The 26,696-nt window shown below is 47.6% G+C and carries 22 protein-coding genes and 2 pseudogenes; 17 read left to right on the forward strand and 7 right to left on the reverse strand.

Annotation, left to right across the window (positions count from 1 at the left end; all coding sequences use genetic code 11):
- Positions 1-69 precede the first annotated feature (69 nt).
- Positions 70-975, forward strand: coding sequence for a LysR substrate-binding domain-containing protein (locus AC0L4K_RS04820; protein WP_417225994.1), 906 nt, complete (start codon positions 70-72; stop codon positions 973-975).
- A gap of 88 nt (positions 976-1,063) precedes the next feature.
- Here AC0L4K_RS04820 and AC0L4K_RS04825 read toward each other — a convergent pair whose 3' ends face one another.
- Positions 1,064-1,561, reverse strand: coding sequence for a winged helix-turn-helix transcriptional regulator (locus AC0L4K_RS04825; protein WP_417225993.1), 498 nt, complete (start codon positions 1,559-1,561; stop codon positions 1,064-1,066).
- A 171-nt stretch (positions 1,562-1,732) separates the two neighbouring features.
- Here AC0L4K_RS04825 and AC0L4K_RS04830 point away from each other — a divergent pair, with 171 nt between their 5' ends.
- From AC0L4K_RS04830 to AC0L4K_RS04845, 4 genes are all read left to right on the forward strand, one after another.
- Positions 1,733-2,992 (forward strand): D-amino acid dehydrogenase, encoded by a 1,260-nt coding sequence (locus tag AC0L4K_RS04830; protein ID WP_417225991.1) that lies wholly within the window; start codon positions 1,733-1,735, stop codon positions 2,990-2,992.
- 182 nt (positions 2,993-3,174) lie between these two features.
- Positions 3,175-3,561, forward strand: a complete 387-nt coding sequence (locus AC0L4K_RS04835) for a RidA family protein (protein ID WP_417225990.1) — start codon at positions 3,175-3,177, stop codon at positions 3,559-3,561.
- A 99-nt stretch (positions 3,562-3,660) separates the two neighbouring features.
- Positions 3,661-4,743, forward strand: a complete 1,083-nt coding sequence (gene alr, locus AC0L4K_RS04840) for an alanine racemase (RefSeq protein ID WP_473268407.1) — start codon at positions 3,661-3,663, stop codon at positions 4,741-4,743.
- A gap of 193 nt (positions 4,744-4,936) precedes the next feature.
- On the forward strand, positions 4,937-5,812 hold the full coding sequence (locus AC0L4K_RS04845; RefSeq protein ID WP_473268408.1) for a TraB/GumN family protein: 876 nt from the start codon (positions 4,937-4,939) through the stop codon (positions 5,810-5,812).
- Positions 5,813-5,894: 82 nt separating this feature from the next.
- Here the strand turns inward: AC0L4K_RS04845 and AC0L4K_RS04850 are convergent, their stop codons facing one another.
- The 3 genes from AC0L4K_RS04850 to AC0L4K_RS04860 all read right to left on the reverse strand — a co-directional run bounded on the left by AC0L4K_RS04850 (position 5,895) and on the right by AC0L4K_RS04860 (position 9,040).
- Positions 5,895-6,836 carry a homoserine kinase gene (locus tag AC0L4K_RS04850; RefSeq protein WP_417225986.1) on the reverse strand — a complete coding sequence of 314 codons (942 nt, stop codon included), beginning with the start codon at positions 6,834-6,836 and terminating at the stop codon, positions 5,895-5,897.
- 61 nt (positions 6,837-6,897) lie between these two features.
- Positions 6,898-8,013, reverse strand: a complete 1,116-nt coding sequence (gene gcvT / locus AC0L4K_RS04855) for a glycine cleavage system aminomethyltransferase GcvT (protein WP_417225985.1) — start codon at positions 8,011-8,013, stop codon at positions 6,898-6,900.
- Between the two features lie 391 nt (positions 8,014-8,404).
- Positions 8,405-9,040 (reverse strand): helix-turn-helix domain-containing protein, encoded by a 636-nt coding sequence (locus AC0L4K_RS04860; RefSeq protein WP_417225983.1) that lies wholly within the window; start codon positions 9,038-9,040, stop codon positions 8,405-8,407.
- Between the two features lie 439 nt (positions 9,041-9,479).
- Here AC0L4K_RS04860 and AC0L4K_RS04865 point away from each other — a divergent pair.
- From AC0L4K_RS04865 to AC0L4K_RS04905, 9 genes and pseudogenes are all read left to right on the forward strand, one after another.
- A pseudogene (locus AC0L4K_RS04865) lies at positions 9,480-10,858 on the forward strand (L-serine ammonia-lyase).
- Between the two features lie 102 nt (positions 10,859-10,960).
- Positions 10,961-12,265, forward strand: coding sequence for a serine hydroxymethyltransferase (glyA, locus tag AC0L4K_RS04870; RefSeq protein WP_473268410.1), 1,305 nt, complete (start codon positions 10,961-10,963; stop codon positions 12,263-12,265).
- A 72-nt stretch (positions 12,266-12,337) separates the two neighbouring features.
- Entirely contained in the window at positions 12,338-12,727 is a 390-nt protein-coding gene (gene gcvH, locus AC0L4K_RS04875; RefSeq protein ID WP_417225977.1) for a glycine cleavage system protein GcvH, read from the forward strand.
- A gap of 188 nt (positions 12,728-12,915) precedes the next feature.
- Complete coding sequence (gene gcvP / locus AC0L4K_RS04880; protein WP_473268411.1) at positions 12,916-15,825, forward strand: aminomethyl-transferring glycine dehydrogenase; 2,910 nt, start codon at positions 12,916-12,918, stop codon at positions 15,823-15,825.
- Positions 15,826-16,385: 560 nt separating this feature from the next.
- On the forward strand, positions 16,386-16,871 hold the full coding sequence (locus AC0L4K_RS04885; RefSeq protein WP_473268412.1) for a GNAT family N-acetyltransferase: 486 nt from the start codon (positions 16,386-16,388) through the stop codon (positions 16,869-16,871).
- Positions 16,872-17,011: 140 nt separating this feature from the next.
- Complete coding sequence (locus AC0L4K_RS04890) at positions 17,012-17,620, forward strand: hypothetical protein (protein ID WP_473268414.1); 609 nt, start codon at positions 17,012-17,014, stop codon at positions 17,618-17,620.
- A 1-nt stretch (position 17,621) separates the two neighbouring features.
- Entirely contained in the window at positions 17,622-17,918 is a 297-nt protein-coding gene (locus AC0L4K_RS04895) for a DUF262 domain-containing protein (protein WP_473268415.1), read from the forward strand.
- A gap of 128 nt (positions 17,919-18,046) precedes the next feature.
- Complete coding sequence (locus AC0L4K_RS04900) at positions 18,047-18,607, forward strand: hypothetical protein (protein WP_473268416.1); 561 nt, start codon at positions 18,047-18,049, stop codon at positions 18,605-18,607.
- Positions 18,608-18,733: 126 nt separating this feature from the next.
- Positions 18,734-19,207 (forward strand): hypothetical protein, encoded by a 474-nt coding sequence (locus tag AC0L4K_RS04905; RefSeq protein WP_473268417.1) that lies wholly within the window; start codon positions 18,734-18,736, stop codon positions 19,205-19,207.
- Between the two features lie 381 nt (positions 19,208-19,588).
- On the opposite strand, the pseudogene AC0L4K_RS04910 reads toward AC0L4K_RS04905, so the two are convergent.
- A pseudogene (locus tag AC0L4K_RS04910) lies at positions 19,589-19,736 on the reverse strand (IS5/IS1182 family transposase); the annotation flags it as partial.
- A 296-nt stretch (positions 19,737-20,032) separates the two neighbouring features.
- Here AC0L4K_RS04910 and AC0L4K_RS04915 point away from each other — a divergent pair.
- Positions 20,033-20,896, forward strand: a complete 864-nt coding sequence (locus AC0L4K_RS04915; RefSeq protein ID WP_473268418.1) for a hypothetical protein — start codon at positions 20,033-20,035, stop codon at positions 20,894-20,896.
- A 188-nt stretch (positions 20,897-21,084) separates the two neighbouring features.
- On the opposite strand, the gene AC0L4K_RS04920 is transcribed toward AC0L4K_RS04915, so the two are convergent.
- Positions 21,085-22,551, reverse strand: coding sequence for a sensor domain-containing diguanylate cyclase (locus AC0L4K_RS04920; protein ID WP_473268419.1), 1,467 nt, complete (start codon positions 22,549-22,551; stop codon positions 21,085-21,087).
- A gap of 684 nt (positions 22,552-23,235) precedes the next feature.
- Here AC0L4K_RS04920 and AC0L4K_RS04925 point away from each other — a divergent pair.
- Positions 23,236-23,484, forward strand: a complete 249-nt coding sequence (locus AC0L4K_RS04925) for a pentapeptide repeat-containing protein (RefSeq protein ID WP_473268420.1) — start codon at positions 23,236-23,238, stop codon at positions 23,482-23,484.
- A gap of 261 nt (positions 23,485-23,745) precedes the next feature.
- Here the strand turns inward: AC0L4K_RS04925 and AC0L4K_RS04930 are convergent, their stop codons facing one another.
- Positions 23,746-24,537, reverse strand: coding sequence for an SHOCT domain-containing protein (locus tag AC0L4K_RS04930; protein WP_473268421.1), 792 nt, complete (start codon positions 24,535-24,537; stop codon positions 23,746-23,748).
- Between the two features lie 367 nt (positions 24,538-24,904).
- Here AC0L4K_RS04930 and AC0L4K_RS04935 point away from each other — a divergent pair, with 367 nt between their 5' ends.
- Positions 24,905-26,431 carry a diguanylate cyclase domain-containing protein gene (locus AC0L4K_RS04935; protein ID WP_473268422.1) on the forward strand — a complete coding sequence of 509 codons (1,527 nt, stop codon included), beginning with the start codon at positions 24,905-24,907 and terminating at the stop codon, positions 26,429-26,431.
- The last annotated feature ends 265 nt before the right edge of the window (positions 26,432-26,696 follow it).

The following is a 26,696-nucleotide window of genomic DNA, read 5'->3' on the forward strand; positions in this document are numbered from 1 at the left end:
AAACGATGATTTCTATTGTATAGTTTAGTTTGACTAAACTAATATTAACGACAATAAAAAAGCATCCCTATGCACATTAATAGTCAGATTCTCGCCGCTATGCGCACCTTTGAAGCGGCCGCACGGTTACACAGTTTTAGCCAGGCTGCGAGTGAATTATCGATCACGCCCGGTGCGGTCAGTCAGCAGATTAAAAACCTCGAACAACAGATCGGCGTAGCACTGTTTACCCGTAAAACCCGACAAGTTGAGTTAACCCCGAGGGGGGCGCAACTGTATGAGTCGGTCAGGCCTGCATTGCTGAGCCTGGAAAGCTGCTTGAGCCGTATTAAACGTTCCGACCCTGAGGGCAGTGTGCGTTTGCGCTCGATTCCCTCCTTCGTGTTTAAGTGGCTGATTCCACGGCTGGGCGGTTTTCAGAAACGCTACCCCGATATCCGTATTGAAACGATAGCGGAAGGGAGTTTACTGGATCTGAATAACCGTGATTTTGATATCGCCATCGACTACGGAATTGGCCACTACCCGGGTTTGAGTTATTCGCGGATGATGAATGAAAATCTATTTCCGGTGGTCAGCCCAGAGTTTTTTGGTGATATCGATTGGCAGGCACCCGGAATACTTAATCGGTTACCGTTACTGCATGACACGGCTCCTTGGGCGGATGCCGAGCCGGATTCCGAGTGGCGCTATTGGTTGCAAGAGAGTGGTATCAAAGGGATTGAAACGGATCGGGGACACTATTTTAATCGCGGTGATATGGCGATTAAGGCGGCGGAATCGGGTCTAGGGGTGGCCATCGCGCGGGAATCGTTGTTAACCGATGAGATTATTCGTGGCCGTTTATTTGCGCCCTATCCGAAGCAGAAGTGTCGTTGTGCCTACTATATCGTTTATGCCCATGGGGCATTGAATAATCCGGGGGTCAAAGCGGTGCATGACTGGCTGATTGGTATCGGCAATCAGCCGGGTTGAGCGATCACCTAGGTGATATCAGGTGTCGCCGACCGAGCCAGTGTGAACGCGTGTTGCTGTGATCATGTTCCGCTGTCAACCAAGAGGGTTAACCTCTTGGTTGTACCGGATTGATTGGCAGGCTGAGGGATTCTTTAACCTCTTCCATCACGATATAACTCTTCGAGTTTTTAACGCCCGGCAAGGTCAGCAACATTTCGCCGAGCAATGCACGGTATTCCGACATATCGGCAATACGTGCCTTAATAAGGAAGTCGGCATCACCCGAGACCAAATGGCACTCCAGTACATAGGGTAGCGAGACCACGGCTTTATTAAACTTAAGAAAGGCATCGGGGGATTGATAAGAGAGGGATATCTCGACAAAGACCAACATACCATAGCCCATCGCATGGGGATCGATCCGTGCATAGTAGCCCTGAATCAGCCCATCTTTCTCTAATCGCTTCACCCGTTCCATGCAGGGTGTGGTACTTAAACCAACGATATCGGCTAGGTCGACATAACTAATGCGGCCATTTTCCTGCAGGGTTTTGAGGATATTCAGGTCAATCTTATCCAGCTTGCGTTTTTGTTTATTGTTCATAGCGTTGCTTTGCCCTTAAGCCTCAAATGAGGTGAAAATTATTTTTGCTGTTAATTTGTAGGGTAATTTATTTGAAAATAGTTTAAATACAAAAAAATAATCTGTCAAAGATGCAATACACTAGCTGAATCATTTGTTGGTGATAAATATAAAAACGGATAGGTATCTTTAATGAAAATTTTGATTTTGGGTAGTGGCGTCATTGGCGTAGCGAGCGCCTGGTACCTGGCCAAACAAGGCCATCAGGTTACCATAATTGATCGGCAGAGTGGTCCAGCGATGGAAACCAGCTTTGCTAACGCCGGCCAGATCTCGCCGGGCTATTCTGCGCCTTGGGCTGCTCCTGGGGTACCACTGAAAGCGATCAAATGGCTGATGCAGGATCTTGCACCGCTGATGATCAATCCCAAGGTGAATGCTAACACGCTGAAGTGGATGACCAAAATGCTGGCCAACTGCACAGAATCGTCTTATCACACCAACAAAGCACGCATGATGCGCTTAGCTGAGTATAGTCGTGATTGCTTCAAAGATCTGCGTTCTGAAATCGATATCGATTATGAAGGCCGGACGGATGGTACGTTACAGGTGTTTCGTACCCAGAAGCAGGTCGATGCGGCGGCTAAAGATATTGCCGTGCTAGAAGAGTGCGGCGTGAAATATGAAGTGCTCGATCGGCAGGGCTGTGTTGCCCGCGAACCGGCGCTGGGTCATGTACAAGAGAAAATCGTCGGTGGTTTAAGACTGCCGGGTGATGAAACGGGTGATTGCTTCAAATTTACCACGGCCTTAGCTGAAGAGTGTAAGAAGCTCGGCGTTGAGTTTAAGTTTGATACTGAAATCGAAGGTCTGATCAGCGATGACCGTGACATTGTTGGGGTGAAAACCAAACAAGGCATCATGACTGCCGATCGCTACCTGATGTGTCTCGGTAGTTACAGCACTCTGCTGCTGGCAAATGTCGGTGTTGTTGTACCGGTCTATCCGATCAAAGGCTACTCTCTGACGTTGCCGATTATTGATGAGTCTCGTGCGCCTGTCTCAACCGTCATGGATGAAACCTATAAAGTGGCGGTGACCCGTTTCGATGACCGAATTCGCGTCGGCGGCACGGCGGAGATTACCTCTTACGATACATCGTTGCAGGAAAAACGCCGCAAGAATGTCGAGTTTACCGTGGGTGACCTATTCCCCGGCGGTGGCGATATTGAGAAAGCAGAGTTCTGGACCGGCTTGCGGCCGATGACACCGGATGGTACTCCCGTACTCGGTGGCACACGTTACCCTAATCTGTACCTCAATACTGGTCATGGCACCTTGGGGTGGACCATGTCTCTGGGGTCAGGCAAGTTCGTTGCCGATGTGATCAGTGGCCAGCAGCCGGATATCGATCCTGAAGGCTTGTCAGTGGCCCGTTATGGTCAAAAATAACGCATAACATTTTTTGAGCACAGAGGTTTTTTACGCACCCCCTCAGCACTTTTTAATGCCTCTGTGCTCAGTTTTTTTTACAGGCTATAATCGGCGGCTTCTGGTGCTGAAAAGCAGGCTGATCGGGCCAGCTGATGAATGAGTTGGCCGCCCTTACATTACTTATTTATGGAATTTTAATCATGACAACAAAGACAATTATTGCGACTGAAAATGCCCCTTCTGCGATCGGTACTTACTCTCAGGCGGTTAAGGTAGACAACACGGTTTACATGTCAGGTCAGATCCCGTTGGTACCAGCGACTATGGAAATGGTCACCGAGTCTTTTGAAGCCCAAGCTGTGCAGGTGTTTGATAACCTGAAAGCGGTTGCTGAAGCGGCGGGTGGTTCAATGAATGATCTGGTTAAGGTCACTATTCTGCTGACCGATCTGGGTAACTTTGCCACTGTCAATGAAGTGATGGCGCGTTATTTTGAGCAGCCATATCCTGCCCGTGCAGCTTACGCCGTTAAAGCGCTGCCGAAGGATGCAGATATTGAAGTTGAAGGGGTAATGGTGCTGGCATAAGTCACCGTACAGTCGTTTTTTAAGGTCGCAGATTAACGGCCTTGATAGCGGTCTTCGCCGGCCGCTATCAGACCAGAGCAAAAGGTAAGGTAAACTAACATGAGTCGAGCAGCTAAAATTACGGTTGATCTGGATGCTATCCGGCACAACTATCGATTGGCACGTTCTCTTAATAGTGCGGGCCACGCGGTCGCCATTATTAAGGCGAATGCATATGGCCACGGGGCGATTGAAGTCGCCCGAGCACTGGAAGCCGAAGCTGATGCTTTTGGTGTTGCCTGTATCGAAGAGGGTGTCGAGCTGGTTGACGCTGGCATTCAGAAGCCGGTATTGCTTCTAGAAGGGTATTTTGAGGTGAGCGAACTGGATTATATCAGTGAGCATGGCCTCTGGTGTGCAGTGCACAGCCTGGATCAGATTGAACAGATTGCTCAGGCGACGCTTAGTAAACCGATTACCGTCTGGTTAAAAATGAACTCCGGCATGAACCGTTTAGGGGTGCATCCAGATGATTATCAAGCAGCCTTTAAGCGCTTGAAACAACTGGATAATGTCTCTGATATCGTCTTGATGACTCACTTCTTTAATGCGGATGAGTTGGCTCTAGGGGATACCGAGGCTCAGCTCGCGGTGTTTAATAAAGCCTCGGAAGGTCTCGATGCGCCCCATTGTTTGGCTAACTCGGCGGCGGTGCTGGCATGGTCTGATGCCCGTCGCGACTGGATGCGTCCCGGCTTGATGTTATACGGTGCCACTCCGTTCCCAGAGACTCAGGAGAATGCTGATAAACTAATTCCGGCGATGACCCTTAGCTCCAAAGTGATTGCTGTGCGTGAGGTTCAGCCCGGTGAGACCGTGGGCTATGCTGGCCTCTTTTGTGCTGACAAACCGACGCGTGTGGGTACGGTCGCGATGGGTTATGCCGATGGTTATCCCCGTCATGCGGTTAACGGCACACCGGTTTGGGTGAATGGCCAGCGCAGCCGTATTATCGGTCGGGTATCGATGGATATGCTAGGGATCGATCTTACCGATATTGAAGGTGCTGATATCGGTACTGAAGTTGAGTTCTGGGGCAAGCATGTTACCGCCGCAGAAGTGGCAACCTACTGTGATACCATCCCGTACACACTGTTTACGGGCATTACTCGACGGGTGTATAAAGATTATTTGAATAAGTAAGGCTGAATCCGTTAACAAAAGCCGGCTCTGTGCCGGTTTTTTTGTGTCTCGTTTATTAAGCGAACGGTGGCTAAGGTTATTAATCTGAGGATGGCTTCTGCGTTCAGGCGAGGGTAATCTTGCATAAACGATGATAGGCCAATAGCGAAGGCTTCGATGTTTAAAATTTTATAGCGATGCAATGAGGTGTGTAATGAGGTTAACACAAGGCGTGCTGGGTTTTTTGACGCTCTGTTGTGCGCTGCTAACAACGACCGCAATGGCGGGCAGCAGTGTTTGGAAGGTAAGCGCAGGGGATAACGTACTGTATATCGGCGGCACGGTGCATGTCTTACGTCAGGGTGATTATCCATTGCCGGTTGAGTTTGATCGGGCCTTTATCCGTGCCGATCGTTTAGTGTTTGAAACGGATCTAGCACAATTGCAAACCGCCGAGGTGCAGCAACGTATGCAGCGGGCAGTTCGCTATGCCGATGGCTCGGGGTTGGCGCAGCGGGTTTCGCCGGCGCTGTATCAGCGTATCGAGAAGGTGTGGCAGCAGTATGGTTTGCCCCTCGAGGCGTTAAAGGATCTGCGGCCATCTGGGATTGTGATTACCTTAACGATGCTGAACCTGAAACAGATTGGGGTTGATGCACAGGGGATCGATGATTTTTACCATACCCGCGCGGTTAAGCGGGGTAAGCCGGTCAGCGGATTGGAAACCGTCGATCAGCAGATCGGTTTTCTTGCTACGATGGGAGCGGGGGATGAAGAAACCTTCATGCGTGTTTCACTGGATGAGTTAGATGAATCAGCGAACTTTGTCGATGATATTGTCGCCGCGTGGCGTAAGGGGAGTCTTGCTGATCTGGAACGTCTGATTGTGGCCGATATGCGCCGCGATTCGCCTGCGCAATATCAAACTTTGCTGGTGGGCCGAAATCAGCACTGGTTGCCACAGATTGAGGCGATGTTGCGTGATCGTCCGGTCGAGTTTGTACTGGTGGGCAGTGGCCACCTGGCCGGTGATGAGGGGGTTATCAAACAGTTGCAGCTAGCCGGTTATCGGGTTGAGCCGGTGCAATAGTGGCAATAAGAGATGAAAGCGCCGCAGCTAACGGTTGAGTCGCGGCGTTTTAGTCTGTGCTTTTTACAAGCCATCGATAGCTTCAGCTGGCCATCTGTAGTTGATTATCGCCGAGTAGTTTTAGCAGTTGCAGCTTACCCGCGGGATCTTTGCGGGTAACAACTTCCCCTTCCTTACGAAAGTGAATATCCCGTAAACGGGACAGCCAGAAACGCATAGCGGCCACCTGCAGCATTCCACTGAAGCTGCGCTGCTCGTCGTGGTTGAGTGGGCGAACGCTTTGATAACTGTCGAGTATCAGCAAGGCTTTATTGAAATCATAGGTTGCACTGTTCTCGTCATAACACCAAGCGTTCAGGGTGATACAGAGATCGTAAAGATAGGGCGCTGAACAGGCGTGATAGAAATCGATCAGGCCACAGAGTTTATCCCCATCAAACAATGCATTATCTGGAAACAGATCACCGTGAATCGGTCCGCCGGGCAGGGTGTCCCAAGGGATCTGCTCCGCATCCTTTAGGCTGTACTGTAAAATATGCTGCTGCTCTTGCGCTAGCTGAGGCATCAATTTATCAGCCAAGTTAACGCACCACTGGTGAATATGTATAGCTTGTTCAGGCTTGAGTGATTCGGCAGTACGGTGCATCTGTGCCAGTGTTAGACCGATAATGCTGGCCTGCTGGTCATTGGGTAGCTCTAATGGCACACCCGCTAGACGTGACATCAACACCGCTGGCCGGTCATTGAGGTGACCATACAACTGTTGGTTGTTCAGATGGATCGGTGTCGCACAGGCGACACCGTTCTGTGATAGGTGCTCAATATAATCAAGAATAAAGGGTAGTTGTGTGTGGCTGACTGATTCGATCAACGTGAGGACAAAACGACCCTCATCGGTGGTAACGAAATAGTTAGTGTTTTCAACACCGGCCTCAATGCCCTGAAAATCAATCAGTTGGCCTACAGAGTATTGCTGCAGGTAACGTTCAAGTTGTTCGTGGGTGATGGGTGTATAAACAGACATCAGCAGTTCCTTTATTCTTGTTATGCAAAGCGCGGGATTAACCGCGCTTGTTATTAATCACTTAGCCGCGGTAGTAGCGCTGCTCGATAAACGGTGTTTTAGCAACGGTCATTGGCAGCTGCTTACCGCGAACCAGAGCATATACTTCTGTATCCAGTACGGCATACTCAGTTGCGACATATCCCATCGCAATTGGAACACCCACGGTTGGGCCAAAGCTACCGCTGGTAACTTCACCAATTTTAACACCATCGGCGTTCTGCAGTTCTGCGCCTTCACGGATAGGGGCTTTGCCTTGTGCGATCAGGCCGATGCGCTTGCGGCTGTAGTTTTTGTTGGCGATTTGATCAAAGATCTTGTCAGCGCCAGGGAAACCGCCGGCACGTTCACCATCGGCACGACGACATTTGCTGATCGCCCAGATCAGGCTGCCTTCGATAGGTGTGGTGTTTTGATCTAGGTCGTGACCATAGAGGCACAGACCGGATTCCAGACGCAGTGAGTCCCGCGCACCTAGGCCGATAAACTCGACTTCAGGCTGAGCAATAAACAGACGGCACAGACGTTCGGCTTCAGCCGCAGGAATTGAGATCTCATAGCCATCTTCGCCGGTATAACCGGAACGGCTTACAAAGCATTCCACGCCATCGATACTTACTTGGCGAGAATCCATAAAGACCATGTCATTCACTGCAGGGCAGATGCGTGACAGTGCTTGAGCGGCTTCTGGCCCTTGCAGGGCAACCAGTGCGCGATCATCCAATACTTCTAATTCTACGCCTGCGCCAAGGTGCGCCTGCATATGGGCGATGTCCTGTGCTTTACAGGCAGCGTTAACCACTACATAAAGGTAGTCACCGGCATTGGTGACCATCAGATCATCCATAATACCGCCTTGGTCATTGGTGAACAGCGCGTAACGCTGCTTGCCAACGGGCAGATCAATAATGTCGACGGGAACCAGTTTTTCTAGCTCGGCGGCGGCGTTGGCGCCAGTGAGTTTTACCTGACCCATGTGAGATACATCAAACAGACCGGCGTGTTCACGGGTCTGGATATGCTCCTTTTTAACCCCCAACGGATACTGAACGGGCATTTCAAAGCCTGCAAAAGGGACCATTTTGCCGCCCAGTTCGAGATGCAGATCATAAAGCGGTGTTTTGTTCAGTTCAGACATGAGTGTCTCCATTAGTGATTATGCGGTTAATCGCAATACGGCTCGGTTGACGCTTTAGCAAGCTTCTTTGGTGAGGCGAGCTAAACGAAACCCTAGTATCGAGATTATAGTAATAGAATATGTTTCCAATAGGAAACAAAGTTAATCCAACAGGAAATATTTTGCAATAAAAAGTTACGCATCGACGCTAGTTGATGTCGTATACAGGCTATTTTCGGTGACAAAGGTTCTGTGGGGGCCAGGCTAAAGCAGCAATACAGTGGCTGTAGTAGCTAGAGTTTGTGCGGTTATTGGTGGCATTAGCAGGGTTATTTGAGGGGCTTACAGGGTAAAACCTGAGGCTTGATGCTAAGAAGAACAGTTGATTAATGCCGCTAAACTCTGGGCGCCGTTAAGCGGTAACCCAGAGAACTTCAGCATCTTTTTGGCTGGTTGAAACCAGTGCATGGCCCATCTCACAGTCATAGTAGGCGCTATCACCAGTATGCAGTTCGATCGGCTCATAAAACTCGCTGTAAAACATGATGCTGCCACTCAGCACAAAGAGAAATTCTTCGCCGTCGTGCCGTACCCAGTCTTCATATTCATCCCAAGAGTGGGTGCGCACGGTGGTTTTGAACGGGATCATCTTTTTGCTGGATAACTGGGTGGCCAGCAGTTCGTGTTCATAGGTGGGCGTCGGATGAGGTTTGCCTTCACCGCAACGGGTAATATCACGCCGTCCGCCGCTGCCCGGGGTTTTCTTCTTCGGTTGAGTGAATAGCTGCGGGATATCAATACCCAACCCTTTGACCAATTTATTTACCGCTGTAAAGGTGGGTGAGATCTGTTCATTTTCGATCTTCGACAGCGTCGAGCGGGCCAGCCCGGTCAGCTTACTGGCTTCTTCAAGAGTCAGCTTTTGGCTAAGACGTATCTCCCGCACCCGTTTACCCAGTTCTAGGGGTTCTACCATCGCTTCGGCATTGTCCTGAGTTACTGAGAACATTTGCTGAGCTTCTTTAAGAAAGGAGGGTTGGTCTGGCATCGGGTACTCCGTTTACACCTGTCGGGTTCAGGGTATATCACGTATGGATAGTTGCTTGGCTTGGCAAACCGTGTGCTTGCTGTTTCCAATAATAGTACACAACCGGCATTGGCAATGAAAGAACGCTTTTTTCGTCTGATAGCGATATTATGTGGAATATATTTCCTATAGGAAACTTTTTGTTGATTTTGGGAAATCTCGCTGCTAACCTTCGATCCAGTTCTTGATGAAACGTTTATCAGCGCTTTTGCTAGCGCACTTAATAAAAACGCTTATCAAGCACTCATAACAAAAATAAGTAGCTAAACCGATTTTATGATGAAGCCTTAGGTTAAGCGGTTACGTTTAAGTTGAGTCTTTCATTAGGGTATTCGGTCAGCATGTTGGCCTAGCGCCGCAAAATAAGCAGCGTGGATGACCACGTGGGAGCAACGAGACAGTGTCTTTAAGTATATTTGATCTCTTTAAAGTAGGCGTTGGCCCCTCTAGTTCACATACCGTGGGACCGATGGTTGCCGCTAACCGGTTTCTGGATGAGCTGACCCAGCGTGATCAACTAACACAGGTTGAACAGCTGAAAGTAGGGCTGTATGGCTCGCTGGCGATGACCGGCAAAGGGCATTCAACCGATGTGGCCGTGATGGTCGGACTATTAGGTGAAACACCTGATCAGGTCGATCCGGATAGTGTGCCGGTGTTGGTTGAACAGATTAAGCAAACCGGGCAGTTGATGCTGGCAGGGCAGCGACAGATTCGTTTCTCGCCTGACACCGAGCTGCTGTTCCACTTTGCCCAGACATTGCCGAAACATCCTAATGGCATGCGTTTTCAGGCGTTTGATGCAGCGGGTATTATACTGCATGACGCCATTTTTTATTCCGTAGGCGGGGGCTTTGTACTCAGTGATGCTGAGGCAAGCCAGTCCCCGGCACAGGCCGATGATGTGGTGCTGCCCTACGACTTCAATAACGGCGTCGAGTTGTTAAAGCTGTGTAAAGAAAGCGGCTTGAGCGTGGCGCAAATTATGATGCAAAACGAAAAGGTTTGGCGCAGTGAAGATAAAACCCGCGCCGGGCTACGTCATATTTGGCAAGTGATGGAAGGCTGTATTCAACGTGGCTGTGTACAGAAGGGTAACTTGCCCGGTGGTTTGGGGATTAAACGTCGCGCTAATGAACTCTATGAAGAGTTACGCAGTAGCCCCGAAGCCTCCTTTAAAGATCAGCTAACGGTGATGGATTGGATCAATCTATTCGCCATCGCCGTGAATGAAGAAAACGCTGCGGGTGGCCGAGTGGTGACGGCTCCCACGAATGGTGCAGCTGGGGTGATCCCGGCGGTGTTGGCCTATTACGACCGTTTTGTACATGGCTCTAGCGAGCAGGGCATCTTCGATTTTCTCGCCACCGCCGCAGCGATCGGCATGTTGTATAAGAAGAATGCCTCTATCTCGGCCGCGGAAGTCGGCTGTCAGGGTGAGATCGGTGTGGCCTGTTCGATGGCCGCCGGTGCACTCTGTGCGGTGATGGGCGGCACGATAGAACAGGTCGAAAATGCCGCTGAAATCGGCATGGAACATAACCTAGGACTCACCTGCGATCCAATTGAAGGCTTGGTGCAGGTGCCCTGTATCGAACGCAACACTATGGGCGCGGTGAAAGCGATCAACGCGGCCCGTTTGGCGATGCGTGGCGATGGTAAACATCATGTGTCACTGGATTCAGTGATCGAAACGATGCGCCAGACCGGTGTCGATATGCAAGACAAGTACAAAGAAACCTCGCAGGGGGCTTGGCGGTCAATGTGGTTGCCTGCTAAGCACTTGAGATCTGGTACTAGAGAAATAAATGACGGGCGATGGCTCTGTCCAAAAAGCGATTTGATTAACAGACTTCCCGAAGACCAACAGAGAAGAACAATATGAATAATACTGAACTGTATCGTGGTGACGCTGTAAGCGAAGCATTTTTTACTCAGGATTTAGCCGCACGTGATGCCGAGATTATGGCTGCGGTGAATGAAGAGTTTAACCGTCAAGAACATCAGATTGAGCTGATCGCTTCGGAAAACATCGTTTCCAAAGCGGTGATGCAGGCTCAGGGTACGGTACTGACCAACAAATATGCCGAAGGCTATCCGGGTCGTCGTTATTACGGCGGCTGTGAATATGTTGATAAAGCCGAAGGTTTGGCGATTGAGCGGGCGAAGCAACTGTTCAACTGTGAATTTGCTAACGTACAGCCGCATTCTGGCGCACAGGCGAATGGTGCGGTGATGCTGGCGCTACTGCAACCGGGTGATACCGTATTGGGTATGTCACTGGATGCCGGTGGCCATTTGACTCACGGTGCCCGTCCTGCACTGTCGGGTAAGTGGTTTAATGCGGTGCAGTATGGCGTATCAAAAACGGACAACCGGATCGATTATGATGCCGTTGAAGCGTTGGCGGTTGAGTGTCAGCCAAAAATGATTATTGCTGGTGGCTCTGCAATCCCCCGTGAAATTGATTTTGCCCGTTTCCGTGAAATCGCCAATAAAGTCGGTGCCTATCTGTTTGTTGATATGGCCCACATTGCGGGTTTGGTGGCAACAGGGTTACATCCGAGCCCATTACCTCATGCGGATGTGGTGACAACGACGACTCATAAAACCCTGCGCGGACCTCGCGGCGGTATGATTCTCACCAATAACCTTGAGATCGGCAAAAAGATTAACTCAGCGGTTTTCCCTGGTTTGCAGGGTGGCCCACTGATGCATGTGATCGCGGCTAAAGCGGTTGCCTTTGGTGAAGCGCTGCGTCCTGAGTTTAAAACCTATATCCAGCAGGTTGTGGATAACGCTAAAGCGCTCGCCGGTGTAATGGTTGAACGCGGTTGCGACATTGTGACCGGTGGCACCGATACTCACCTGATGCTGGTGGATCTGCGACCTAAAGGACTCACCGGCAACGTGGTTGATGCGGCGCTAGAACGTGCCGGCATTACCTGTAACAAAAATGGTATTCCATTTGACCCAGAAAAGCCGATGGTGACCTCGGGTATTCGTTTGGGTACGCCGGCTGGCACAACTCGGGGCTTTGGCACCGAAGAGTTCCGCCTGATTGGCAATCTGATCAACGACGTGCTCGATGGTCTGGTGGCTAATCCGGATGATAATTCAGCGGTGGAAGTGGCCGTTAAGGCGCAGGTTGAAACCCTGTGTAAACGCTTTCCACTGTATAAGTAACACCGAAACAACGGTATTGATATTCACTGTAACGGTCGGGCTACCGATCTAAATTATATGGGAAATACGACTATGAACATTCCAACTAATTACCGCTTTGCGTCCAGCCATGAGTGGGTTCTGGATAACGGTGATGGAACGGTCACGATGGGTATCTCAGATCATGCACAGGATCTGCTGGGTGATGTGGTGTTTGTTGAACTGCCAGAAGTCGGTCGTGAAGTGACTGCCGGTGAAGAGTTCTCTCTAGTTGAATCAGTAAAAGCGGCGTCTGATATCTATGCACCGATTGCGGGTGAAGTTATCGCCATTAACGAAGCGTTGGAAGACGAGCCTGAGTTAGTGAATAGCGAGCCTTACGAGGGTGGTTGGATCGTTAAGATTAAACTGGCTGATGCGGCTGAAGTGGAAGCATTACTCGATGCGGATGCTTATGCAGCAACGATTGCTGAAGAGAGTTGATCTGCAGGATAGCCTTTCTTGGATGATTTTCCTGTAGCCGATTGTTGTGCAGGATTATCGTGTGAGATAATGGCTATCGTGTCCCCCGGTCAGATCTTTTCGCAACGCGAGGTGATGATTATCATCTCGCACCCCTTTGATTTCAGATCAGGCGCTAACTCGGCTGATCAGTTTAAACAGGTTATTGTATGGCTACTGATAATTCTACTCCTGTCTCTGCTTTAAGTGAGCTTCAGCAGACGACTGACTTTACGCGTCGACATATTGGCCCAGATGCCGATCAGACGGCAGCAATGCTAGCTGATTTGGGTGTTGGTTCTATCGAAGAACTGATGACACAGACAGTGCCGGATTCAATCCGTCTGGATGATGCACTGGCAATGGAAGATTCCGTATCAGAAGCTGATGCGTTGGCATTGCTGCGCAGCCTGGCTGATCAGAACAAAGTTAACCGCTCTTATATCGGCATGGGCTATCACAACACCCAAGTGCCAAACGTTATTTTACGTAACGTATTTGAAAATCCGGGCTGGTACACCGCGTACACACCTTACCAGCCTGAGATCTCTCAGGGACGTCTTGAAGCACTGCTGAACTATCAGCAAGTGGTGATGGATCTTACCGGTATGGATCTGGCGAATGCGTCTTTGCTGGATGAAGCCACCGCCGCCGCTGAAGCGATGACGCTGTGCAAACGCTCTAATCGTAAGAAAACCGATGTGTATTTTGTGGCGGATGATGTTCACCCACAAACCATCGACGTGATTAAAACCCGTGCCGCTTATTTCGGCTTTGAGATTGTCGTTGGCAACCCTGTCACCGATCTTGAAAACCATGATGTGTTTGGTGTGCAGCTACAATACCCAAGCACCTATGGCGATATCACCGATATCAAAACATTGATTGAAAACGCTAAAGCGCAGAAAGCGATGGTCTCCGTTGCCGCTGACCCATTGGCGCTGGTATTGCTTAAATCGCCTGGTGAGCTGGGTGCTGATGTCGTACTGGGCTCGTCTCAGCGTTTTGGTGTACCGATGGGCTTTGGTGGCCCACACGCGGCCTTCTTTGCTGCCAGTGAAAAACTGAAACGTTCTGTGCCAGGCCGTATTATCGGCGTCTCTATCGATGCTAACGGTAACCAAGCCTTACGCATGGCGATGCAAACCCGTGAGCAGCATATCCGTCGTGAGAAAGCGACCTCTAACATCTGTACTGCACAGGCGTTGCTGGCCAATATGGCATCGTTCTTCTGTGTTTATCACGGTCCTGATGGCTTAAAAACCATTGCTGAGCGAGTCCACCGTCTGACGGCGATTCTGGCTAACGGCCTGAAAGCTAAAGGCATAGCGGTTAATGATACCTATTTCGATACCCTGACACTGACCTTGCCAGAAACCGCTGCTGACGTTTATCAGCGTGCGCTGGATGCCGGTTGTAACCTGCGTCAAATCGCGGCTGACAAGCTGGGTATCGCACTGGATGAAACGACTCGTCCTGCCGATGTTGCCGATCTGTTTGATGTGGTACTTGGTGCTGGTCACGGCTTGAGTGTCGCTGATCTGGATGCTGAGATTGTGGCCGGTGCCGCAACCGGTATTACGGCTGAGATGCGTCGTAGCGATGCGATCCTGACCCACCCAACCTTCAACAGCTATCACAGCGAAACTGATATGCTGCGCTACATGAAGAGATTGGAGAATAAAGATTACTCGCTCGTACACGGCATGATTCCGCTGGGTTCTTGCACCATGAAGCTGAACGCTACCGCCGAGATGATTCCGGTGACCTGGCCTGAGTTCTCCAATATTCACCCCTTTGCACCGGCTGATCAGGTGCAGGGCTACCACAAAATGCTCTCTTCATTAGAAGAGCAGTTGGTGGAGATTACCGGTTATGATGCGGTTTCACTGCAACCTAACTCCGGTGCTTCCGGTGAATATGCTGGCTTGCTGGCGATTCGTAAATACCAAGCGTCTATCGGTGAAGGGGATCGTAATATCTGCCTGATCCCATCCTCTGCACACGGTACTAACCCTGCCTCTGCTGCAATGGCCGACCTGAAAATCATCGTCACCCGTTGTGATGAGAAGGGTAATGTCGATGTTGCGGATCTGCGCGCTAAGGCAGAACAGCATAAAGATGACCTGTCTTGCTTGATGATTACCTACCCATCCACCCACGGTGTGTATGAAGAAGATATCGTCGAAATCTGCGAGATCATCCACAAAAACGGTGGTCAGGTGTATATGGATGGCGCCAACATGAACGCGCAGGTGGGTATCTCTAAACCCGGCGTGATCGGTTCTGATGTGTCCCACCTTAACCTGCATAAAACCTTCGCAATCCCTCACGGTGGCGGCGGCCCAGGTATGGGTCCTATCGGTGTTAAGAGTCATTTAGCACCCTTCTTGGCGAGCCATAAGGTGAGCCCAGTGGCAGGATTAAACCCAGAAAACGGCGCAGTCGCGGCAACCCCTTATGGTTCGGCCTCTATTCTGCCGATCACCTGGATGTACAACAAAATGTTGGGCAAATCTGGCCTGAAACGTTCTACTCAGGTGGCGATTTTGAATGCCAACTACATGGCGGAAAAACTGTCGGCGCACTACCCAGTGCTCTACCGTGGTCGCAACAACAAAGTGGCCCATGAGTGCATTATCGATATCCGTCCGTTGAAGGAAGCGTCTGGCGTAACAGAAGAGGATATCTCTAAACGTCTGATGGATTACGGTTTCCATGCACCAACCATGTCCTTCCCAGTGCCGGGCACCTTGATGATCGAACCGACTGAATCTGAGTCTAAAGTTGAGCTAGATCGCTTTATCGACGCCATGATTCAGATTAAAGGTGAAATCGAGAAAGTGCAGAGCGGTGAATGGCCTGCTGATAACAATCCACTGTGTCGTGCACCCCACACACAAGCGGATATTATGGCTGCTGAGTGGGATCGTCCTTACACCCGTGAAGAAGCGGTATTCCCAAGCCGTTCAGCCCGCGAGAGTAAGTTCTGGCCAACCAGCAACCGTATCGACAATGTCTATGGCGACCGGAACTTCATCTGTTCTTGCCCAAGTATTGAAACCTATATGGAAGATTGAAATAGTTGATAACGACAATTCAAGTTGGAAACTGTGACAATCTAGTTGGAAACTAACAATTCTAGTTGGAAACTAAAGGCTGCTATCTGCGGCCTTTTTTTATGAGATCGACAATTCAAGTTGGAAACTAGAGGCCGCTATCTCAGCGGCCTTTTTGTGTTTAACGCTTTTATGTGGGAGCCCCCTTCTAGGGGCGATTGTAGAATCATCGGGGTCTAAAGTGATACACAGATAGAAATGGGTGTCGGTGAAGCATGAGACGTACCATCCTGATATGTTCATTACCCTTATTAAAGGGACCGGTTTCCCTTGAGTACAAAAGTATTGAGCTAACGCTTTGATTTAGCAGCATCTAGCTATTATGATTGAAGTATATTTATGGAAGGGATACAGCCTCGATCGGCACTATAATTCTGTAGAGTGCTTCTTTAAAATGTTCTTAACCTGCTGATATATAAAATGTAAGTTCCCCTTGCTCCGTCGCGTTTCTAGAATTATGGTATTTGGGGGATATAGCGCCAAAGGGCGCTATAATTAGTGTTATGATTTTCTGGAGTAATATGCGAGCAATAATAAAAGCACCAGCAGGTTGCTCTCGAGAAGAGCTTTCTACTTTCGAAAAATTTGTTCTTGAGGGTGGCGAGGTTGCTTCGCAAGGCTTAGCAGGCCGGATTAAATCGGCATATAAACTGATTTTTATAGAGATTAATACAGAATGCGTTGCGGTTGGTGCCATAAAATGCCCGACTGGAAACTATAAGAGTGAAGTATTTTCAAAGTCAGGATTGGCTGATGACGGCGACAGCTATAAATATGAATTGGGCTATCTGTACGCATCACCAAAATCAAGAGGCAGCGGTATTGGAAGTTTTCTAATGAAGTCTGTCTGTGATGCCTTAAATGGTTGTAGTTGTTTTGCCACAACGCGTGAGAATAATGAAGTCATGCATCACTTATTTAGTAAAGCCTCTTTTACAAGGCTGGGCGTTAAGTATAAAAGTGATAAAAGAGACTATTATCTTAGTCTATTCGTTACCAAATCATAACAAGTCGTGTCAGTCGGACAGTTTGTTCTGCGACTTCTTTTTTTGCTGGCCGTTACGCTAGCAAAAAAAACGCTCCACAAACTGCTGCTGCACTCAGTGTTAGAAGGCTAGAGAAAGTATATGGAATCCTAAGGATCTTAATGGACATTGAAGAATTTGACGCATCATTGAGACAAATATCCACTCACGAAGAAGAGTTAGACTTTTGCAGAAAATATATTCTTCACGGAACACCTTATGTATTCGAAGGCAAAGATGAGGATTTCTATGAATTTCGAAAGAAAATAGGTGAAAAATTCAATATATCGTTTTATGAAATATACATAACTGGATCAGCCAAGCTGGGGTTTAGTCCATTTAAAAGAAAAGCATTCGATTTCGACTCAGATATAGATGTTGCCCTCGTCTCTCCACAACTTTTTGAGTCGGTGATGCTAGGTATAGCAGACTATCAAATGCAATTTCGAAAGAATCGTACTGTTGTGAGAGATAGAGAGCTCAAAATGTATCACGAGTTTTTGGAATATGTTGCATTAGGTTGGATTAGGCCAGATAAACTACCAGTATCTTTCCAAATGAAGGCTTTTAAAGATGATTGGTTTGAATTTTTTAGAAGTATTTCAAATGGGAAGTCAGAAGTAGGTAATTATCAAGTTAATGCAGGGATATTCAAAAGTTACAATCATTTGGAGGGGTATACTCTTTCAGGCGTAAAAGATTTGAAGCGGCGAAAGCCCGGGGAATTATGATATGGCTCATCAAATTAAACCTTCTGTTACGAACCCGACGATTGCCGATATTTATGAAAAAATGGATACCGACCGATTGCAGGTTTCACCGGATTTTCAGCGGAAGTTTGTTTGGACACAAGAGCACCAAGAGCAGTTTCTCGATACGATATTACATGGGTATCCATTTCCCGAAATATATGTTTGTCAAGGTGAAACAGACATAAAGAAACTAAGGACCTCGCAAAAAGTAATCGATGGACAGCAGCGCTTAACGACAATTAGGAATTACATTGAGAATGATTTTCAAAAAAATTAAAATTAGTCCCTCCCTTTGATACGCTAAATCAGGAGCAAAGAGAAGACTTTTTATCTTATCAAGTTGTGCTCAGGGATATTGGAAAGGTTGATGATGACCTTGTTAGAGAAATCTTCAGAAGAATCAATTTGACTAAGTTTAAACTAGAGGATATTGAAATACACAATGCAATCTATGACGGTCAATTCATACGAGTTGCTAAAGAACTGTCAGAAGAAGTTTCGCTAGAAGAATTTGGCGTTTTTTATGATTCTGAGCTAACTAGAATGGCTGACGTCCATTTCTTTTTGTCAGTGATGTCCACATTAGAGAGAGATGGTTATTTTCCAAGGGATAATGAAGTCGAAAAATGTGTGGCTGAATTCAATGAGGAATATGCTAATTCGTACAGCACTAAAGCTAAGGTGCTTAGGGCTTTTTCGATTATTCAAAGCTTTGGACTTGAATTAGATTCTATTTGGTTCAGAAAGTCATGCTTCTTTACTTTGGTGGTTGAGATTTGCTGGTCAGACAAGATTCCTAAGGATATAGTTGCTCGATTAAATGACTTTGATGTACAAGTTTTGAAAAGTAAAAATGAGCAAGATACAGATTATGGTCAGTTTTATCACGCAATGTATTCAGGTACAAATGACCGAAAATCTAGAATTATAAGGTCGAATTACTTCCGTAAATATATTCTAGCATAATGCACTTCTAACAACTGCTGTAGTTGAGCCAGTTACGCATCGCATTTTTATGGTACTGCTATAAAAAGTGCTCCTGTACACTGGCCCACTGAATACGGCGTTAGACAAGAATTAAAGAGAGTAGATATGCCTACAATAGCAATTATAATTTCAGCTTTGATTGGAGTGTTTATCGTTGGGTATGGGATTTGGAGGTGGATTAATGGCGCTTGGTCAGGCAAAATTATGGGCCGGTTAATATTTCTCTATGGCCTCTATTTCTCATTTTTTATAGGTTCGCATTTCTCGCTAGTCCTACCCGGTATTGGTTCAATCGGTCTTGGTGCAGTAACAGGCGGAGTTATAGGTTGGGTAGCCTCAACTATTATTGGTACAATTGGAGTTGTAACAGGAGGAATTGGTATAGCTGTCGGCGCTTTAGGAATGGCTACTATTGGTGCAGTTCTTGGGGCTATAGGAGCGAGTAGTGGTGGTTTTGGTATCAAAGCTACTAAATATTTTTTTGTTACACCTTGGTTTTGGGGGCCGCTAATCATCATTGGTCTTTTTTTAATGTTTCGTAATCGTAAAAGCAATATAAAAAATTTAGGGGAAAAATAATTAAAGCCCCCAAAGCCCCTTTTTTATTAGGGCTCTTATATCATCGTTATTCACATCCTAACTTCCTTTATTGACGATTCAATCTTCTGAAACGACCTGGTTCCGTCCATTCTGCTTAGGGAAGATGCGATTAAGAAATCGCAAAACACTCACCTCTCTCTTTCGAATAAAAAAGCACAGGATGCTACTTGTTTTGATGCTTTTCACCACTAAACAAGCTTATTTAGCCTTGTTTAGTGGATTTTGAACGGATTAACGCTTTGCGGCTCGCATCATCTGGTCAATTCTAAACACATTGGCTAAGGCAAACAGCATCGCCAACTTGTTATCGTTTTTAGCCAGTCCTCGATAGATCGCTTTCCTAAAACCAAACTGACGTTTTCCGGCTTTGGGATAGAAGGGTTCAATAACGGCTTCAAGTTGATCCCAAGACATCAATCCATCCATTCGCAGTCAAGAAGATTTCTTTACGTGTTTTACGGCGTTTATTGTTGAATTTGCTGTCGGCAAAGGTAAGTTGATGTGACATGGTCAGGCTCGAAAATTAAAAATAAATTGTCTCATGGGAAGGGCTTATTCGCATCTTCCCTAGGGGCGATTGTAGAATCAGCGGGTTCTAAAGATACACAGATAGAGATAGGTGTCGGTGAAGCATGAGACGCGCCATCGTGATATGTTCATTACCCTTGATCAAGGGACCTTTCCCTTGAATATAAAAATATTGAGCTAACGCAGCATGTAGTTATTATGATTGAGGCACGTTTATGGCAGAGATGCAGCCTCGATCGGCACTATAATTAGCTGTTGGGCGACTTAAGGACATTTATGAAGGCAACCCTACAAAAAAACATCGTATGGCCTTTGCTGGTTATCATCGTCGTTGCGGTTGGGGCATTTTCTGGCGGGTTTGACTCAAAAGCTGAAGAAGCTGTTGAGACGGCTTTAAAGCGCTCAATTGTCACCTTCGGGGTTGCAAGGGGGCTAAATGCAATGATCTCAGTAGCTCAAGGCACGGAAGTAAATGTTACTCCTCTTGGTATGGGGGTTACTTTGGCGCCAGGGGAAGTTCTTGATCCCTTAAACGACTTGGTCGAGAGGTTTTCAGGCTTCATGCTAGTCAGCTCCGTTGCGCTTGGTACTCAGCGCGTTTTGATCGAAATTTCGAGTTGGTTGCCGTACTCAATATTCATAGTCGCTTTTGGTGTGGCTTCGTTGGTTTGCCGGCTCTTAGCGCCCGAGTCATTCTCCGAATGGCGCCATTACCTTTGGCGAGGATTTGTCGTTCTGGCTGTTATCCGATTTGTAGTGCCAGTGGCGATTGTCGGATCAGAGTGGATGTACTCAGGTTTTTTGGAGTCTCGGCATATGGAGGCCGAACAAGGCATCGCTGACGCCTCGGATCGTGTTCGTAATATCAACGTTGAAAGGGGTGTTGAAATTCCAGAGAAAGCCGAAGAAGGCTCTTGGGATAAGTTAAAAAACTGGGCAGCTGGCGCAAAAATAAAGGCAGCCTCGGCGGTACAGCTTGACCGTTATACAGAGGCTCTTAAAGAAACAGCTAAAGATGCGATTGAGCTCATCGTGGTTTTCTTTCTCAGTACCTTCCTATTCCCAATCGCCATCGCAATTGCCCTTTGGCAGCTTACAAAGTGGGCATTGGCGCGCCCCGCGGTTCGTGAAAGAGCCTAACGGTTCGGTGGTGAAGTCGCCCAATAGAGTAGCTAGATTTTAGAGCTAAGCCATGGGTCTTTACTCGTAATCTACGCCCAACTGCAACTTGAGCGCGAACGCCTACTTAAAATTAAAGGGCCCAAAGCCCCTTTAATTAGGGCTCTTATATCATCGTCATTCACATCCTAACTTCCTTTATTGACGATTCAATCTTCTGAAGCGACCTGGTTCCGTCCATTCTGCTTAGCTTGGTAGAGACGTTCGTCAGCCAAGTTTACGATAATGTCAGAATTAATATCCTCATCACAGATAACCGTAGCCACCCCTATACTGACGGTAAGGTGATTTTCGATTGCTGAACCTTCGTGTCGGATGCCCAAACCCGCAATGCCATCTTTAATGCTCATCGCAATGCTCACTGCACCTGCGTGTTCGGTCTCAGGTAAAATGCAGCAAAACTCCTCACCGCCATAACGAGCCGCTAGGTCCTGAGGTCGTTTGAGTTTACTCTGGAGAACTCCAGCCACCGATTTGAGGCACTCATCCCCAGCTAGGTGGCCATAAGTGTCGTTGAAGGCCTTAAAGAAATCCACATCAATCATCATCACAGAAATGGGCGCTTTTAGACGGCGCATGCGATGACATTCGGCATCCAAAACATTATTGAAGCAACGGCGATTGGCTAATCCGGTCAGGGCGTCTGTGAAGCTGAGGTCTTCAAGTTCATCACGGACTTTTTTGAGTTCAACGAGATTATTCAACCGTTCCCAGTAAATATGAAGCGTATAGAAAGCCAGTAACCATAAGATAACAAGCGCCGCTGTCGTCAACCAAACATGCAGCCGCCAAGCGGCTTGCCAATCACGATCGGCTTCGCCAACCACAACAACAAACGGTAACCCCTCTATCTTACGAACACCATACAGCCGCGGCTCCTGATCCAACGGAGAGATTTTCCGAAACGTTTTATAGTTTTCACCGGAAGCAATAAAGTCTTTAACGACCGGACCATTCACCTTTTTACCCAGCATCTCTGGTGTAGCTGGTTTTCTCGCCAGCAAGTTGACATTCTGATCAGTGATGGCTAAAACGCCATGAGTACCGATCGACACCTTTTCAAACCATGTTGAAAAGAATTCCAAATCCACGCCAATACCCGCCAGCCCACTAAACTCATCTCCCGGAAATTTTCGAGTCTGGATAACCATCAGTTTGCCAATATTACTGGCAAACATATTTGAAACGTAGGTTTGAATCTTTGGGTTATGCATCGGTACTCTACACCATTCACGGCGGCTAGCATCAAAGCCCACAATTGAAGGGGTATGAGTCATAATGCAGTTTTTATCATTTAGGCCTACACCGATGGCATGCGGGAGTGTCTTATATTTGTCCTCAATGTATTTTGAGGTGCGGGCGTACTCATCGGCATTGGTTGCTGGAAATTGAAGCGCTGAAACAGGCACCGTGTAGACGATATCACGCAGAATATAATCAGAAGCCACAAATGCCCCTTTGATCCACTCTCCAAGTAAAATGCTGGTATTTGCAACCCGTTCTTCAACTTTTGTCTCTTCCTGCAACAGGGAATATCGCAGTTCATAGAAAGCCATTCCGCCAGTCAGCAAACAAAACAGTAGGCAATAGGCAAGGCTCTTTTTTCGCTTGATCATAGGCTAACGTACCACGATTACCAAAATTTCCAGATCCAAATAAAATAGTATTACAACAGCGATTAAAGTACTTGTATGTCAACAATATGAGATCGGTAGTTCACAGCTTAAGCTTTTTTTATCCTTACCGCTAATAGCGGTGCCGACCAACGCCGCCGGTAAGAACAGCGCGGCTCAAAGCCGTTGAAAGTCTCGTTTAATTCAACCCTAATATCTCACTGGAAGAGCGCTTTAACCCCTTTAATGACAGATCAAGAGAGTCCTTATACGCGTTGGTCATTCCGACAGTGAGGTTTAATTGGCGGCAGGGTCGCCAACGGCTAACAGGCTATGTCGCTTTGGATTCGGTGCAGAGTCCGGATGACTTATCTGACGCGATCGTGGCGAAAAAGCCCCTAGTACCACTAGAGGAGTGGTTTCCGATAAAAATGTGACTTCATTTGAGAAGCCCTCATTTGCTTAGATGCCGTTCCTAATCGGTCAAAGCAATTGATGAACTATGAAGTTAAAAATGGGTTAGATTAGATGTGTATACCTTATTATGTCTGCGAGGAACGGCTGGGAAAGGACTGTACTATTTCCAACCAAACACTGAACCAGCGCAGACGAGGGATAAAATTCCGCTGCGCTTCTTCGCTTTTCGGTGATTGGTAGCGTTAAGCATTCAAGTAAGGAGAACGGGTAATGGCGACAAAATCATCGGAATTTGAGGCTGTTTCATTCGCTGAGGCGTGCTTTAAAGACGTCAATCTACAACGCTCAAGTTTCACTGATGTAAATCTTGCAGGCTCGTCGTTTTCTGACGTGTCGTTAGCGGGAGCTACACTTCATAACATCGATTTAAGCGATGTTACAATCAGTGATGCGAATTTGGATGGCATGACAATCAACGGCATTCTCGTCACTGAGTTACTGCGTGCCTATGGCACCTAAACCCAATTAAGCAGCTGGCGCTTATTTGTACACACCGTCGGATTAAACCCCGCTTGGTGGGTCTCGATTTTTACCAACGGGTCAGTGAGTAGTCTCTTTAGGATGCGGCGTAGCGAAAGGTTGCTCGGTTTGCCTGAATAAGCACGTCCATTGCCGCCAGAGGCGGCGCCTACAGACCGATCCAAAAAATCCCTACGCCTTGAAAGGGGTAGAGATGGTGAATCCCTGGCTTATCTCATCTTAGGGAGACTGACGAGATCATTAGATACGATTCAGCAGTTCTGTCTTTTTCGCGTTGTATTCATTTTCTGAGATCGCCCCAGCGTCTTTCAATTTTGCCAGTTTTTCGATGACCTGTAGGGTTTCATCGATAGACGCGGTATTTGGCACCGGGGTGGATGGGGCGTTATTGACGGGGGCTGGGTTGTTGATGGGCGCATTGTTGGCCGGTGCATTATGGTGTTGCGCTGGCTCGGCAAAGTTACGTTGTGGAGCAGGGGCGATGCCGGGGCCTGAAACAATCGGTAGGCTGTTGACGGCAATGGTGCCGTACTGGCTACTGAAGGTTAACGAGGTGTCGCCACCTTGCTGCTGGCTAACGCCGCTAATATTGTTGTCTAGGGTATTATAAACTGTCACTTGGCCATTGAGTTCAACGGCTAAACGGTTTGGAAAGACAGCATAGCGAATATTGTTCTGCGAACCACTACTAAAGGGTTGGCCTAAGTCGATAGGCCACCATTGGTTACTGCCGGGTGTGCCTTGTGGAATCGGGGCAAATATTTGCTGATTAGCTAGAGCATTTGATAGCTCGTTACAGAGGTTGTTGACGGTGTTTTTCAGGCCGTTATTAAACATATCACCGACCATGATCATGCCACCACGCATCCATTGGCCACCGCCGCCTAATTCTGGGCAATTAAATTGCGCCATACTGCCCGAGCCGTTATTAACGGCGATTAGCATATGCATGACAGCATCATAACTCAGGTTGTATTTGTGGCTAAGGTTGTTGACGAGTTGCTGCCCGTCCGGTGTTAAATTTTGCATCATTGGCTCTTTTATCAGTGGAATAACGGAGAGCTGTTCAGCAGAGATTGTTGGCAGGTTCCGTAGAGGGGTTAGTTTACCAGATCAAGGGTCTGGGGATGTAACAGAATTGTTTATTTTTTGAACTATTTTAAGGTTTGTTCAGCTTGCTCTGCTACCACCGCGATGTTGTTGCCGTACGCTCTGTTGTGGCTTCACTGCTGCACGGATTAAGCACCATTTTGGTTCGTTTTCAGCGGCGCAATCAATAACCTATGTCTTTAGTGACCTTATTAACTATGTTACTGTTTAACCAATGTTTTTGGCTATGTCAGCGCGTAGTACAAGCGTTTTTTGAAATATAGATCTCATGGATAGGACGCTAATCCGTATGGCCGTTAAAATGACAGACCGCACGTTAGAAGAGAAAATTCTACTCGGCATTACTGCTGCGGCGACATTGATACTTTTTCCTTTTCTGATTACCAGTATTTTGGCCCAAGATATGCTGCATATCATCGTTGATTTTATTGCGGTGGGCGGTATTTTTTCTATCTGTCTCGGGGTTTGGCTGACCCGTCGAATTAAGCTTTACAGTGGAATTTTCGCGGTGCTTGCCCATGTTAATATCTTGGTGGGCATTTATATCAAAGGGCCGGGCTTAATTTATTGGCTGTTCCCGATCATTATCGGCAGCTATTATTTGTTGCCGACGTTGATGGCGATTTTGTTTAATTTTGTCTTGCTTACGGTTGCTTGCCTGTTTACCTATGAGCAATTTGATAGCTTCACTCTGCAGCGTATTGTGGCCGCGTTTATCGTGACCAATATCTTTTCGTTAATCTTCTCCGTGTTTATGAAAAACCAAAATCGCCGGCTGTCTGAAGAGGATAAGCGAAATAAAATTCGTAATACCATTCTTGAGTTGGTGGCCAGCTCAAGCCCGTTATCCAAAGTGTTGTCCGTTATTATTGAGGGGATCGAAAATGAGTTTCCGGACACGATTTGTAGCGTGTTACTGCTCGATAAAACAGGTAAGCAGTTAGTGGTAGGGGCCGCGCCTAACCTACCTGATTTTTTTAATGAGGCCTTAAACGGTGTCGATATCACGCAAGGGGCTGGGTCCTGTGGTGAAGCCATCTCTACCGGTAACAGAGTTATTGTGACGGATATAGCCACCGATCCAAAGTGGGGGCCTTGGGCTGCACTAGCCAAACAAGCTAATTTTGCGGCCAGTTGGTCTGAACCGATTATTGATCACCAAGGCAAGGTGCTGGGTACGTTCGCTATTTATTATCGCAACATAACGCGGCCGACTACCGCTGAATTTAAAGTGATTGAGCAGTTCGTTAACCTTGCCCGTATCGCTATCGAACGCCAAACAGCCGATCAATTAATATGGCAACAGGCTAACTACGATAGTTTAACCCGTTTGCCGAATCGTAATTTACTTTATGAACAACTGAAGAGCGCAATCGCCAATAGTCAGCGTGAAAAGACGCAGCTGGCCATTGCGATGTTAGATCTCAATAAATTTAAACATGTAAATGATACTTTGGGCCACGGTGCTGGGGATGCTGTGTTGGTTGAGTGTGCCAGCCGTATTAAGGGTTGTATTAGAAGCAATGATATCGCGGCCCGCTTGGGGGGCGATGAGTTTATTGTTGTCCTGGTGGGCACGACGACCGCTGCAGATGTCGATATTATCGGCAAGAAACTCTCGCATGTATTGGCCGAACCCTATGTGATTGATGATCAGCCGGTTTCTTGTACCGCCAGTATCGGCATCAGCATGTATCCTAGCGATGCGCAGAGTATTGACGATTTACTCAAGCATGCCGACCAAGCGATGTATTGTGCAAAAACCGCAGGCCGTCATAGCGTTTGTTATTTTAAAGACGTTGGGTCAACGCAATAATCATCGCTGGCATGGTGCGGGTGAGGTGATATCCACTTTATAAGTGGGTTGTTAAACGCGTTTAATCAGGGCTGCTGTGATGAGGTGGCTCGGTGCAATTCAATATCACTTGCGTCAAGTCAATAAGATGCCTATCGCTGGGGCATATCATGTTGCAACACTACTTTTAGCGAATTGCATCATCGATAGGCTGCTCAGTATCATTAAGCGCATATCGAGAATAGCGTCTTTAACATCGTTTACTTAGTGGGTGTCTACAACCTAG

This window comes from Amphritea sp. GJ51-11, from assembly GCF_055808735.1.

What these genes read in the sequence shown, in the direction of transcription:
- AC0L4K_RS04895 (WP_473268415.1), top strand. Translation starts at nt 17,622, where the DNA reads ATGGCTCATCAAATTAAACCTTCTGTTACGAACCCGACGATTGCCGAT.
- glyA (WP_473268410.1), top strand. Translation starts at nt 10,961, where the DNA reads ATGAATAATACTGAACTGTATCGTGGTGACGCTGTAAGCGAAGCATTT.
- gcvP (WP_473268411.1), top strand. Translation starts at nt 12,916, where the DNA reads ATGGCTACTGATAATTCTACTCCTGTCTCTGCTTTAAGTGAGCTTCAG.
- AC0L4K_RS04915 (WP_473268418.1), top strand. Translation starts at nt 20,033, where the DNA reads ATGAAGGCAACCCTACAAAAAAACATCGTATGGCCTTTGCTGGTTATC.
- AC0L4K_RS04930 (WP_473268421.1), bottom strand. Translation starts at nt 24,537, where the DNA reads ATGATGCAAAATTTAACACCGGACGGGCAGCAACTCGTCAACAACCTT.
- AC0L4K_RS04845 (WP_473268408.1), top strand. Translation starts at nt 4,937, where the DNA reads ATGAGGTTAACACAAGGCGTGCTGGGTTTTTTGACGCTCTGTTGTGCG.
- gcvT (WP_417225985.1), bottom strand. Translation starts at nt 8,013, where the DNA reads ATGTCTGAACTGAACAAAACACCGCTTTATGATCTGCATCTCGAACTG.
- AC0L4K_RS04890 (WP_473268414.1), top strand. Translation starts at nt 17,012, where the DNA reads ATGGACATTGAAGAATTTGACGCATCATTGAGACAAATATCCACTCAC.
- AC0L4K_RS04935 (WP_473268422.1), top strand. Translation starts at nt 24,905, where the DNA reads ATGGCCGTTAAAATGACAGACCGCACGTTAGAAGAGAAAATTCTACTC.
- alr (WP_473268407.1), top strand. Translation starts at nt 3,661, where the DNA reads ATGAGTCGAGCAGCTAAAATTACGGTTGATCTGGATGCTATCCGGCAC.
- AC0L4K_RS04925 (WP_473268420.1), top strand. Translation starts at nt 23,236, where the DNA reads ATGGCGACAAAATCATCGGAATTTGAGGCTGTTTCATTCGCTGAGGCG.
- AC0L4K_RS04835 (WP_417225990.1), top strand. Translation starts at nt 3,175, where the DNA reads ATGACAACAAAGACAATTATTGCGACTGAAAATGCCCCTTCTGCGATC.
- gcvH (WP_417225977.1), top strand. Translation starts at nt 12,338, where the DNA reads ATGAACATTCCAACTAATTACCGCTTTGCGTCCAGCCATGAGTGGGTT.
- AC0L4K_RS04820 (WP_417225994.1), top strand. Translation starts at nt 70, where the DNA reads ATGCACATTAATAGTCAGATTCTCGCCGCTATGCGCACCTTTGAAGCG.
- AC0L4K_RS04920 (WP_473268419.1), bottom strand. Translation starts at nt 22,551, where the DNA reads ATGATCAAGCGAAAAAAGAGCCTTGCCTATTGCCTACTGTTTTGTTTG.
- AC0L4K_RS04905 (WP_473268417.1), top strand. Translation starts at nt 18,734, where the DNA reads ATGCCTACAATAGCAATTATAATTTCAGCTTTGATTGGAGTGTTTATC.
- AC0L4K_RS04830 (WP_417225991.1), top strand. Translation starts at nt 1,733, where the DNA reads ATGAAAATTTTGATTTTGGGTAGTGGCGTCATTGGCGTAGCGAGCGCC.
- AC0L4K_RS04850 (WP_417225986.1), bottom strand. Translation starts at nt 6,836, where the DNA reads ATGTCTGTTTATACACCCATCACCCACGAACAACTTGAACGTTACCTG.
- AC0L4K_RS04860 (WP_417225983.1), bottom strand. Translation starts at nt 9,040, where the DNA reads ATGCCAGACCAACCCTCCTTTCTTAAAGAAGCTCAGCAAATGTTCTCA.
- AC0L4K_RS04825 (WP_417225993.1), bottom strand. Translation starts at nt 1,561, where the DNA reads ATGAACAATAAACAAAAACGCAAGCTGGATAAGATTGACCTGAATATC.
- AC0L4K_RS04885 (WP_473268412.1), top strand. Translation starts at nt 16,386, where the DNA reads ATGCGAGCAATAATAAAAGCACCAGCAGGTTGCTCTCGAGAAGAGCTT.